At 69.7% G+C, this 12035-nt stretch carries 7 protein-coding genes and 2 pseudogenes; 4 read left to right on the forward strand and 5 right to left on the reverse strand.

Features of this window, described 5'->3' with window-relative positions; translation table 11 throughout:
• The 4 genes and pseudogenes from ACZ52J_RS39785 to ACZ52J_RS39800 all read right to left on the reverse strand — a co-directional run.
• Window positions 1–656 (reverse strand): RICIN domain-containing protein (locus tag ACZ52J_RS39785; RefSeq protein ID WP_465625966.1); only part of this gene is annotated, 656 nt, incomplete at its 3' end.
• Between the two features lie 103 nt (window positions 657–759).
• Window positions 760–2229: pseudogene (locus ACZ52J_RS39790) on the reverse strand (glycoside hydrolase family 10 protein); the annotation flags it as partial.
• A gap of 259 nt (window positions 2230–2488) precedes the next feature.
• Complete coding sequence (locus ACZ52J_RS39795; protein WP_465625968.1) at window positions 2489–3472, reverse strand: glycoside hydrolase family 11 protein; 984 nt, start codon at window positions 3470–3472, stop codon at window positions 2489–2491.
• A gap of 474 nt (window positions 3473–3946) precedes the next feature.
• Window positions 3947–4972 (reverse strand): LacI family DNA-binding transcriptional regulator, encoded by a 1026-nt coding sequence (locus ACZ52J_RS39800; protein WP_360504470.1) that lies wholly within the window; start codon window positions 4970–4972, stop codon window positions 3947–3949.
• Between the two features lie 153 nt (window positions 4973–5125).
• Between ACZ52J_RS39800 and ACZ52J_RS39805 the strand changes: the two genes are divergently transcribed.
• From ACZ52J_RS39805 to ACZ52J_RS39815, 3 genes are read left to right on the forward strand one after another with little or no spacing between them, the layout of a single operon-like run.
• Complete coding sequence (locus ACZ52J_RS39805; RefSeq protein ID WP_465625970.1) at window positions 5126–6421, forward strand: ABC transporter substrate-binding protein; 1296 nt, start codon at window positions 5126–5128, stop codon at window positions 6419–6421.
• A gap of 11 nt (window positions 6422–6432) precedes the next feature.
• Entirely contained in the window at window positions 6433–7371 is a 939-nt protein-coding gene (locus ACZ52J_RS39810) for a carbohydrate ABC transporter permease (RefSeq protein ID WP_360504466.1), read from the forward strand.
• The gene (locus ACZ52J_RS39815; protein ID WP_465625973.1) at window positions 7371–8189 is read left to right on the forward strand and encodes a carbohydrate ABC transporter permease; all 819 of its coding nucleotides are present in this window, start codon (window positions 7371–7373) and stop codon (window positions 8187–8189) included. Before ACZ52J_RS39810 ends, ACZ52J_RS39815 begins: the two co-directional genes overlap by 1 nt.
• Before the next feature lie 45 nt (window positions 8190–8234).
• Here ACZ52J_RS39815 and ACZ52J_RS39820 read toward each other — a convergent pair.
• Window positions 8235–9455, reverse strand: a pseudogene (locus tag ACZ52J_RS39820) (RNA-guided endonuclease InsQ/TnpB family protein).
• Between the two features lie 158 nt (window positions 9456–9613).
• Here ACZ52J_RS39820 and ACZ52J_RS39825 point away from each other — a divergent pair.
• On the forward strand, window positions 9614–11974 hold the full coding sequence (locus ACZ52J_RS39825) for a beta-xylosidase/alpha-l-arabinosidase (RefSeq protein WP_465625975.1): 2361 nt from the start codon (window positions 9614–9616) through the stop codon (window positions 11972–11974).
• The last annotated feature ends 61 nt before the right edge of the window (window positions 11975–12035 follow it).

The raw sequence follows: 12035 nt of genomic DNA on the forward strand, positions 1-12035 counted from the left end.
ACGTTCGACGCGTAGACCAGGTGCTTGCCGTTGTAGACCACGTCCGTGAAGTCCTTCACCGAGGCCCACCCGTTCGCCGGCTGCGCCAACGCACCGGTCGACGACCAGCGGTACGTCGACGGCAGGCTGCAGTTGCCCCCCGGCGGGGTCGACGTCCCGGACAGGCCGGTCCACTTCTGGTTGCTGCCGCCGGTGCAGTTCCAGAGCTGCACCGCCGTGCCGTTGGCCGTGCCGGCGCCCGCGACGTCCAGGCACAGCCCGGATTCGACGCCGACGATCGTGCCGTCGGAGTTCACCCGCCACTGCTGGTTCGCGGCGCCGCTGCAGGTCCAGATCTGCACCCGGGTACCGGCCGTGGTGGCGTGGCCCGGCACGTCCAGGCACTTGTTGCCGTACACGGTCAGCTGGTTGCCGGACGTCGACGTCCACAGCTGGTTGGTGCCGCCCGAGCAGTCGTAGATCTGCAGGGACGCGCCGTCGCGCTGGTCGGCGTTCGACACGTCGAGACACCGGCCGGAACCCGCACCGCGCAAGGCGCCGCTGGTGTCCGCCTGAGCGGGGGTTGCGACGAGCATCGCCGCCAGCGCCGCCACGGCCGCGACCACGGCGGTGAGCACCGCGGACACCGGCCTGCGACTGGAACCTCGTTTGTGCATGGGATCTCCTTCGTGAACGGATGGAGCTGTCACCCGGCTTTGTTATCGCTCACATACGCGGGTGCGCGCCTGCCGTGAGCGCGCACCCCCGCGGCTCAGGTCACTTGAAGTTCCAGTGCTGGTTGGCGCCGCCGTTGGAGTCCCAGATCTGGACGGGAGTGCCGTTGGCGGTCTGACCACCGGGGATCTCCAGTGCGCGGCCGCTGGCGACGTTGGTCAGCGTGTAGGAGCCGTCGCTGTTCTGCCCGGCCCGCCAGTGCTGGTTGGCGCCGCCGTTGGAGTCCCAGACCTGCATCTTCGTCCCGTTGCCCGTCTGGTTGGCCGGCTCGTCCAGGGCGCGGCCGCTGGCGATGTTCGTGAGCGTGTAGGAGCCGTCGCTGTTCTGGGCGGCCCGCCACTGCTGGTTGGCGGCGCCGCCGGCCTCCCACACCTGGAGCGGGGTGCCGTTGCCGTTCTGTCCTGCGGGCTCGTCGAGAACGCGTCCGGCGGCCACGTCGGAGAGCGTGTAGACGGTGCCGGAGACGATGCCCCCGCCCGGCGTGCCGTTGGCGCTGCCGCCCAGGGTGGTGAGGACCGCGCCGTACGCGGGCTTCTTGTTGCCGTTGTTGTCGAACAGCAGGGGGTTCTCGCCGCTGCGCCAGGAGTCGCTGTCGCGGATGCCCCATGCCGTGATGCCGGTGCACCGGGCGACGTTGAGGCAGGCGTTCACCGCGTTGGCGTACGCGGTGGTGGACGCCTGGGCGATGTCGAGCTCGGTGAGCTGGACGTCAACGCCCAGAGCGGCGAAGTCGGACAGTGTGGTCCGGAAGTTGGACGGCGGGCCGCCGGCGCCGAAGTGGCTCTGGAAGCCGACGCAGTCGATGGGCACGCCGCGGGACTTGAAGTCCTTGACCATGGTGTAGACGCCCTGGGTCTTGGCGTCGGTCCAGTTCTCGATGTTGTAGTCGTTGTAGCAGAGCTTGGCCGAGGGGTCGACGTTCCGGGCGGTGCGGAAGGCCTCCTCGATGAAGCCGTCGCCCAGCACGTTCTGGAACACCGAGCTGCGGTGCCGGCCGCTGCCGTCGTCGGCGAAGGCCTCGTTGACGACGTCCCAGGCGTAGATCTTGCCCTTGTAGTGGGACATCTCGGTGGTGATGTGGTTGTCCATCACGCCGCGCAGGGTGTTCGCGTCGCCGATGGAGCTGACCCAGGACGGGAGCTGCGAGTGCCAGACCAGGGTGTGGCCGCGCATCCGCTGGCCGTGCGCCGAGGCGTGGCCGACGATCGAGTCGGCGGGGGCGAAGTTGAAGTTGCCGCGGGAGGGTTCGATGGTGTCCCACTTCATCTCGTTCTCCGGGGTGATCATGTTGAATTCCCGGTCGAGAATGGTGGAGTACGTCGCGTCACCGAGCCGGCCGGCGGCCACGGCGGTGCCGAAGTAGCGGCCGCTGCCGGCAGCGGCCGCGCCCAGCGTGGTCGACCCGGCGGCATGAGCCGCGGGGCTCGCGGTGACGACGGTGGCCGCACCGACGAGCATGCACGCGGCCGCCGTCAGGGTCTTGCGGGGGAGGGGTTTCGTGTGGAGCCAGGGCATGACGGATCGTTCTCCTCGGGTGGGGGATGCCCGCGCACCGGTCGGGGGCGGGCGTCGTCCTGGTAGTCGTGCGCGTACTGCCGGGTGGAGCGGTTCCTGCCGGGGCAGCGGGGGCGTGTCCGCGCGGCGCCCGGCCGACTGTCCGGCACTGACTGTGAGCGTTAACAATCAAGGGCGGACACGGGCCCGGCCCCGCAGGTGCAGGTGAGATCTCCGGCAGGCGTGGTACGGCGTCAACGCCTGGGGCGGTGGCGGGTCGTCAGCTCGCGCTGCAGGAGACCGTCGGCCACGTGGTGCTGCCGTTCTTCATCACGGTCATGCCCCAGGTGTTGCCCGCGCCGTTGGGGGTGGCAACGAGGGTCTGGGCGTCGGGGTAGGACGCGTTGATGTTCCAGGTCGAGCTGATCTTCTCCGGGGAGGGCACCTTCACGGTGACCTTCCAGGGGGTCGATCCGGTGACCGAGACGTTCAGGTTGTACCGGTCGCTCCACGAGTCACCGGCGGAGAGTGTCGCGGTGCAGCTGCCGCCGGTTCCACCGCCGGTGCCGCCGCTGGAGGAGCCGAGCGTGATGTCGGAGCTGCCACTGCTCCGGTAGCCCTCGGTGGCCATGATCTCGTAGTTCATGGTGCCGAGGTTCATGCCGTACTTGGCCCACGCGTCGAAGTGGTTCCCGACGGTGATGGTTCCGCCGGTCCGTTTGGCCTGACGGACGCTCCAGTACTGGTTGAAGGTCTTGATGCCCTCGATGGAGGGGGCGTTGTAGCGCGTCGTCTCGTAGATGTCGTAGGTGCCGCCGTCCGTGGTGACGGTGCCCTTGTACGCGCCGGTGGGCTTGTAGGAGCCGTAGTTCTCGACGACGTAGTACTCGACGAGCGGGTTGGTGCTCCAGCCGTAGAGCGAGAGGTAGGCGTTGCCGCTGGTGCTCCACGTGCCCGAGTAGGTCACCGGGTTGCGTGACCCGGTGCTCCAGCCCTTGCCGGCGACGAAGTTGCCGGCGCCGCTCCAGGAGGTGCTGTAGTGACCGCCGCCGTTCAGGGACATCGAGGCCGCACCGGTGCCCTCGGTCCAGAACGAGTAGAAGTATCCGCCGTCGGTGCCGGTCTGGTTCGTGGTGACGGTCGCGGCCTCGGCGGTGCCGGGCGCGACCAGGACGGCGGCGAGGGCCAGGGGGAGGACGCGCGCCTTGCCGGCCGGCCGCCGGGGGTGATCGACCTTGCGGCTCTTGCGGTGGGGAAAGTTCACGGGGGTGATCCGTCCTGCCGATGGGTGGGAGTGCAGCACTGCGCCGCCGACGGCCGCGAGGGTGGGGTCGCCCGGACGGCGTCGCGCAGTGGTTGCACGGAACCGGCTTGTCGTCAACAAGTCCGCGCTTGTGGGTGGTTGGCGACGCGGGGGGCCGGGATCCGGGGCCGCTCGGACTTGTCGACGGCGCCAGTGTTGGCCTGAGCCCGACAAGTTGTCAACGCTTTCGACCGAAACAGCGATACCTTCGCCCGCTCTCAGGTCCGCCCCCGCCGGTGAACGTGCTGGCCAGGCGCTCGGCGGTCGACCGCCGGGCCGAGGGGCTCGGTCAGGAGCCTCCCGATTTCCCTGCGGTTCCCCCACGTTCCCCACGGGTGGATCGCAATCAACGCGGAAGAACTGCGAAAGTTTCGCGATCCGGATGTCGGTGCCCCGTCGGGGTTGCTCGCGGCGCGGGGGCCAGTGCCGCTCCGGTCAGGGCCGGCTGGGCGCCACGGCGCTGGAGCGCACCACCAGGGTGGTCGACAGTTCGAGGCGGGTGGGGGACGCCGGGGCCTCCCCGGTGCGGAGGGCGAGGATCAGACGGGTCGCCTGTTCGGCCATCTCACGCAGGGGTTGGCGGACGGTGGTCAGTGCGGGGCTGGTCCATTGCGCGATGTCCAGGTCGTCGTAGCCGACCACGGACAGGTCCTCGGGGATGCGCAGGCCGCGGACCCGGGCGGCCTCCATGACCCCGAGCGCCTGGAGGTCGCTGCCGGCGAAGATCGCGGTGGGCCGGTCGGGGAGCTCCAACAGCCGTTCGGCCTGGGCGAATCCGCCCTCGGTGTGGAAGTCGCCGAAGGCGGTCAGCGCGGGGTCGACCGCCAGGCCGGCCATGGACATCGCGGAGCGGTAGCCGTCCAGTCGGGCCAGGGAGCAGAGGGTGTCCTCGGGGCCGGTGACGATGGCGATGCGCCGGTGGCCGAGCTCGATCAGGTGCCGGGTGGCGGCGAGGCCGCCGGCCCAGTTGGCCGAGCCCACCGAGGGCACGTCCGGATCGGGGTTGCCGGCCGGGTCGACGATCACGAACGGGATGGAGCGTGCGCGCAGTTGGCGCTTGAACTCGGGCGGCAGGCTGGAGAAGACCAGCACGACACCGAGGGGGCGCCGGCGCAGCACCGCCTCGATCCACTCCGGCCCGGGGGCGCGGCGTGAACCGCTGTGGGTGACCACGACCGCCGCTCCGTGCTCGCTCGCCACGGCCTCGACGCCACGCAGGAGTTCCATCGCCCAGAGGCTGTCGAGCTCGTGGAAGACGATCTCGACGAGGGGTGCTTCCCCGCCGCCGCGCGCGGCGCGCCGGTAGTCGTGGCCGCTCAGGACCTGCTCGACGCGGACGCGGGTGGCCGCCGCCACGTCGGTACGGCCGTTGAGGACCTTCGAAACCGTCGAAACGGAGACCTCGGCCTCGCGCGCGATGTCCGCGAGGGTCACCCGTCCCAGTTCATCGCCCTTTTCCATGGAGGCAGCATAAGGCACGGGCGGCGCAGGGCAGTTGGCGCATCACGCTTCAGTAACCCCCGATCCGGGGGGTTGACCCGAAACCTGTCCGCAACCTAGCGTCCCGGCCAGCGGTAATTTCGAGAAACAGGTCGAAACTTTAGGGGACTTGTGATGAAGAGGCGCACTTTAGCGGCTGCACTCGGCCTGGCCGCGGTCATGGCGGGGACGACCGCCTGCGGCAGTGGCGGTTCCTCCTCCGCCGGCGGGGGCTCCGGCACGATCCACGTCCTGGTCTACGGGGACGCCAGCAACAAGGTCGAGAAGCAACTGGTCGACACCTTCAACAAGACGTCGAAGGTCAAGGCCGTCCTGGACACCATCCCCGGCGCGGACTACCAGGCCAAGCTCAACACCGTCATCAACACCCCCCAGGCGCCGGACGTCTTCTTCAACTGGGGCGGCGGCAGCATCCAGCCCTATGTGAAGTCCGACCTGCTGCTCCCGTTGGACGACATGATCGCCGCGGACCCGGCGCTGAAGAGCAACTTCCTGCCGTCGGTGTTCAACACCGCGGTGATCGACGGCAAGTCCTACGGCATCCCGATGCGCGGCACCCAGCCGGTGCTGCTGTTCACCAACAAGAAGGTGCTGGCCGACGCCGGCCTGAGCGCCCCGAAGACCTGGGACGACCTGCTGGGCGTCGTCCGGGCGCTCAAGGCCAAGGGCATCACCCCGATCGCCCTCGGCGGCGGCGACCAGTGGCCGACCCTGATGTGGTACGAGTACGTGTTCGACCGTGTCGCGGGCCCCGAGCTGTTCCGGAAGGCGCTGTCCGGAGACCGGAGCGCCTGGGAGAGCGAGGACGCCAAGAAGGCCCTGGGCATGCTCAAGCAACTGGTCGACGCCGGGGCGTTCGGCTCGAACTTCGACTCGGTCAAGTTCACCGACGGCGGCTCCCCGGCCCTGCTGGCCAAGGGCAAGGCGGGCCTGGAGCTGATGGGCTCCTGGGAGTACGCCACCCAGCGGGACGCCAACCCCGACTTCGCCAAGAGCGGTCTCGGGTACGGCAACTTCCCCGCCATCGCCGGCGGCAAGGGCGACCCGGCCGACGTGGTCGGCAACACCAACAACTTCTACTCGGTGCTGAAGAAGAGCAGGCATCCCGAGGCAGCCGCCGCCTTCCTGAAGCTCATGTACTCCGAGGAGTTCGTGAAGGCACAGCTGGCGATCGGCAACCTGCCGACCACCACCAACACCGAGCAGTTCCTCGCCACCGCGGACAACCCCGACTACTCGAAGTACCAGTACGACCTGGTCAAGGCCGCCCCGTCGTTCCAGCTGTCCTGGGACCAGGCGTACCCGCCGGCCGCCAACGCGCCGATCCACACCGCCGTCCAGCAGTTCTTCAACGGCAAGCTCGACGTGGACGGCTTCATCAAGGCCATGCAGGCCCTGCCCGCCTCCTGAGACGGATCGCCATGAGTGCTCCCTCCTTGGTGTCCGGGTACGGTCGCCGCCTGCGGGCGCGGCCTCGCCGGACCGGCGTCGGGGTGACCCGCCCGGGCCTTGCCTGGGCGCTGCCCGCGACCGTGTTCTTCCTGATGTTCGCGCTTCTGCCGCTGGTCCTGGTGGCGGTGCTCTCCTTCACCAGCTGGAACGGCGTCGACGCCCCCCGGTTCAACGGCTTCGCCAACTGGACCAAGCTGCTGCACGACCCGGTGATGACGCAGAGCGTCGGTCTGACCCTGGTGCTGACCGTGGCCGGCGTGGTCGTACAGACCCCGGTGAGCATCCTGCTGGGCGTGTGGGCGGCCGGTCGCCAACGCAACCGTGCCGTGCTGTCCGCGATCTTCTTCGTCCCGCTGCTGCTGTCCGCGACCGCGATCTCGGTGGTCTGGCGCGCCATCCTCGACCCCAACTTCGGTGTGCCGTCGCAGCTGCAATGGCTCTTCGGTGACGGCAATCTGATGGGTAGTCAGAAAAGTGCCATCGCGGTGCTGACCTTCGTCGGCATGTGGCAGTGGACGCCCATGCACGCCCTGATCTACCAGGGCGGCGCCCGGGCGATCCCGCAGGTGCTCTACCAGGCCGCGTCCATCGACGGCGCGGGCAAGGTGCGGCAGTTCTTCCACATCACCCTGCCGCAGCTGCGCAACACCGTGATCACGTCGATGATCCTGATGCTGGTCGGCGGCCTCACCACCTTCGACACCGTCCTCATCCTCACCCAGGGCGGCCCCGGCACCGACACCACCAACAGCGCCTACTACATGTACCAACAGGCCTTCAAGAGCTTCGACTTCGGCGCGGGCTCGGCCATCGCCCTGGTCCTCGTGGTGGTCGCCGCCCTGATCTCGCTGGCCGTCGTGCGCCTGTCCGGCTACGACAGGATGCGCAGCACGACGGAGGGACTTTGATGCGACGGCGTCCCAACCACCTCGCCGGGCTCGGCTCGCTGCTCTGGCTGGCGCTGGTCGGCTTCCCGCTGTACGTCCTGCTGATCGCGACCTTCCGGACCCGCTCCGACTACTCCTCGCAGGGGCCGCTCACCTTCCCCGCGCAGCTGACCCTGCAGAACTACATCGACGACTTCTCCAACGGCTTCGGCCGGGACTTCCTCAACACGCTCCTCGTCACCGTGAGCGTGGTCGCGATCGTGCTGCTCGTGGTGCCCCCGCTCGCCTACGCGATCGTCCGGGCCCGGGGCAGGACCATCGGCACGGTCTTCCGGATCTTCCTGCTGGGGCTGGCGATTCCGGCGCAGGCCGTGATCGTGCCGATGTTCTACGTCATCAGCAAGGCCGGCCTCTACGACAACCTGCTCGGAATCATCCTGCCCACCGCGGCGTTCTGCCTGCCGGTGTGCACGCTGGTCCTCACCGGCGCGATGCGGGACATCACCGGCGAGCTCTACGAGGCCATGGCCATGGACGGTGCCACCCCCTGGCGGGTGTTCTGGCAGCTGGTGCTGCCGCTGTCCAGGGGCGGTCTCTCCTCCGTCGTGGTCTTCGCCGCGCTGCAGGCGTGGAACGGCTTCCTGTTCCCGCTGATCCTCACCCAGTCGGAGAGCACCAAGGTCATCACACTCGGCCTGTACGACTTCCAGACCGAGCACGGCGTCGACGTGCCCGGTCTGCTCAGCGCCGTCGTGCTGTCGACGCTCCCCGTCCTCATCGTCTACCTGTTCGCCCGACGCGCCTTGGTCCAAGGCCTCATGGGCGTCGGAGGAAAGTGACCGGCAACTTGACTTCCTCTCCCTCGTGGACGAGGGGGATTCCCCTCAGCCTCGCGGTTGAGCCGCTGCGCGTGTGCGCTGCGGTGGGACTACTTCCTGCTTCGCCGACGACTGCCCGCCCGGAGTGCTCCGTTGAGGTCTGACACCGTCTCCACAGGCTGCAACCGCCAGTCCGGCGGCCAGGATATTGCGTGCCGCGTTCACGTCCCGGTCATGGGTCGTCTCGCAGTCACACGCCCACTCACGGACGTTCAGCGCCATCCTGCCCCGCAGGGTGCCGCACTGCGAGCACAGCTTGGAAGAGGGGAACCAGCGGTCGACGACCACGAGTTCCCGCCCGTACCAGCCGGCTTTGTATTCCAGCATGGACCGCATCGCGGACCACGACGCGTTGGCTATCGCACGGGACAGCTTCCGATTCTGGATCATGTTGCGGACAGACAGGTCCTCGATCACGAGCGTTTGGTTTTCGCGCACGAGTCGAGTGGTGAGCTGATGCAGGAAGTCCCTGCGGCGATCCGCGATACGGGCGTGGACGCGGGCGACCTTCAGCCGGGCCTCGGCCCGGTTGGCGGAGTCCTTGGCCTTGCGGGACAGGTCCCGCTGGGCCTTGGTCAGGCGCTCGCGGTCACGGCGCTCATGGCGGGGGTTGGTGATCTTCTCCCCGGTGGACAGGGTGACCAGCGCGGTGATCCCGGCGTCGATCCCGACGGCAGCCGTGGTGACGGGCATGGGCTCGGGGTGGTCATCGCACAACATCGAGACGAACCATCGCCCGGCGCCGTCCCGGCGGACGGTCACGGTGGACGGCTGCGCACCAGCGGGAAGCGGACGGGACCACACGATATCGAGCGGTTCCGTCATCTTCGCGAGCCTCAGTCGGCCGTCCCGGAAGCGGAACGCCGACGAGGTGTACTCGGTGGATGCACGGGACTTGTGCTTGGACTTGAACCGGGGATACCGGGCACGCTTCTGCCAGAAGTTCGAGAAGCCGCTCTGCAAATGCCGAAGCGCCTGCTGCAGCGGAACCGACGACACCTCGTTGAGATGAGCCAGTTCCTCGGTCTTCTTCCACGCCGTCAGCATGGCGCTGGTGGCGTTCTAGTTCACCCGCTCCTGGCGCAGCGTCCACGCCTCCGTACGGGCGTGCAACGCCATGTTGTAGACCTTCCGGACACACCCGAACGTGCGCGACAGCTCAGCTGCCTGCACATCGGAAGGGTAGAAGCGGAACTTGAACGCCCGCTTCACCGAAGTGGTCTCCACGGATCACACGCTAACACCATTCCTGATAGATACATGACGCTTGATCATCTACCGAAACACCGCACCAGCTTGACGGCGCTTCGGCTTTCCCTGACCCGCTACGCGGGCAATCCGTTTCCTCCCCCGGCTGAAGCCGGGGGTATCCACGGAGGTATCCGATGAACCTGGCCGTCCCGTCCACCGCTCCGACCGCCCGCTGGCGCGACCGCGCGCTCAGCCCCGAGGAACGCGCGGACGCCGTGCTCGCCGAGATGACGCTGCCGGAGAAGCTGGCCCAGCTCGTCGGCGTCTGGGTCGGCGCCTCCGACGAGGGCGGAGACGTCGCCCCGCACCAGCACGACATGGAGGATCCGCCCGCCCTCGACGACCTGCTCCCGTCCGGGCTGGGCCAGTTGACCCGGCCCTTCGGCACGGTGCCGGTCGACCCGGCGCTGGGCGCGCTCTCACTGGCCCGCAGCCAGCAGCGCATCGCCGCCGCGAACCGGTTCGGCATCCCGGCCCTCGCGCACGAGGAGTGCCTGGCCGGCTTCGCCGCCTGGGGTGCCACCGCCTACCCGGTGCCGCTCTCCTGGGGTGCCACCTTCGACCCGGACCTGATCCGGCGGATGGCCGCGGCCATCGGCCGCGACATGCGCGCGGTCGGCGTCCACCAGGGCCTCTCCCCAGTCCTCGACGTCGTCCGGGACGCCCGCTGGGGCCGGGTCGAGGAGACCATCGGCGAAGACCCCTACCTGGTCGGCACGGTGGCCACCGCCTACGTGCAGGGCCTGGAGTCGGCGGGGATCGTCGCCACGCTCAAGCACTTCGCGGGGTACTCGGCCTCGCGCGCCGGACGCAACCTCGCCCCCGTGGGCATGGGCGCGCGGGAGCGTGCCGACGTGATCCTGCCGCCCTTCGAGATGGCGGTGCGCGAGGGCCGGCCCCGTTCGGTCATGCACGCCTACACCGACACCGACGGCGTCCCCTCGGCCGCCGACGAGGCGCTGCTGACCGGGCTGCTGCGCGACAGCTGGGGCTTCGAGGGGACCGTGGTCGCCGACTACTTCGGCATCGCCTTCCTCAAGGTGCTGCACGGCGTCGCCGGAGACTGGGCCGAGGCCGCCGCACTCGCCCTGGCCAGCGGCGTGGACGTGGAACTGCCCACCGTCAAGACCTACGGGGAGCCGCTGCTGCGCGCCGTCGAGGACGGGACCGTGCCCGAGTCGCTGGTCGACCGGGCGCTGCGCCGGGTGCTGGTGCAGAAGGCCCAACTCGGCCTGCTGGACCAGGACTGGGAGGCCGTCCCGGCGGCGATCGCCGGTCGGCCGCTCGACGACCCGCACGCGCTGCGCGGCTCGGTCGACCTGGACCCCCCGGAGAACCGCGCCCTCGCCCGGGAGATCGCCGAGCAGGCCGTGGTGCTGCTGCGCAACGACGGCACCCTGCCGCTGCGCGGCCCCCGCCGGATCGCGCTGATCGGCCCCAACGCCGACACCCCGACCTCGGTGCTGGGCTGCTACGCCTTCCCCGTGCACGTCGGCAGCCAGCACCCCGGGATCCCGGTCGGCATCGAACTGCCCACCCTGGGCCAGGCGTTGGCAGCCGAGTTCCCCGACAGCGAGATCCGGACGGTGGCCGGGGCGAGCGTCGACGGGCTCGACACGTCCGGCTTCGCCGAGGCCGTCGAGGCGGCCCGGCAGGCCGATGTCGTGATCGTCGCCCTCGGGGACCGGGCCGGCCTGTTCGGGCGCGGCACCAGTGGCGAGGGCTGCGACGCCGAGTCCCTGGAACTGCCCGGCGTGCAGCAGCAGTTGCTCGACGCACTGCTGGACACCGGCAGGCCGGTCGTGCCGGTGCTGCTCGCCGGCCGCCCCTACGCGCTGGGACGCGCGGCGACCGAGGCGGCGGCCCTGGTGCAGACCTTCTTCCCCGGCGAGGCCGGGACCGGGGCGATCGCCGCCGTGCTCAGCGGCCGGACCAACCCCTCGGGCCGACTGCCGGTCAGCATCCCGGCCCGGCCGGCCGTGCAGCCCTCCACCTACCTCGCCGCCCGCCTGGCCGGACCCAGCGAGGTGTCCAGCACCGACCCGACCCCCGCGTTCGGATTCGGGCACGGCATCGGCTACACCACGTTCGCCTGGACTGACCTGGAGGTGGAGCAGGCCGCCGCCACGACCGACGGCGAGTTCGGCCTCGCCTTCACCCTGCGCAACACCGGTGAGCGGAGCGGCAGCGAGACCGTCCAGCTCTACCTGCACGACCCCGTCGCCTCCGTCGTCCAGCCGGTCCTGCGGCTGATCGGCTACCGGCGGATCACCCTCGACGCGGGGGCACGGACCCGGATCCGGGTCCGCGTCCCCGCCGACCTCGCGTCCTTCACCGGACGCGACGGCCGACGCATCGTCGAGCCGGGCGAGCTGGAACTGCGGGTCTCCGCCTCCAGCACCGACGTCCGGCTCACCGCCACCGTCCGACTGGACGGCCCGGTCCGCGCGCTGGAACACACCCGGCGCCTGCACGCGGACTTCCGGTGCACCTGATCCGTCACCGGGCCGGCCGCCGACGGAACCTTCCCCACACCCCCTGGCAATCCCGACGGAG

This window comes from Kitasatospora sp. NPDC034035 (assembly GCF_055575755.1).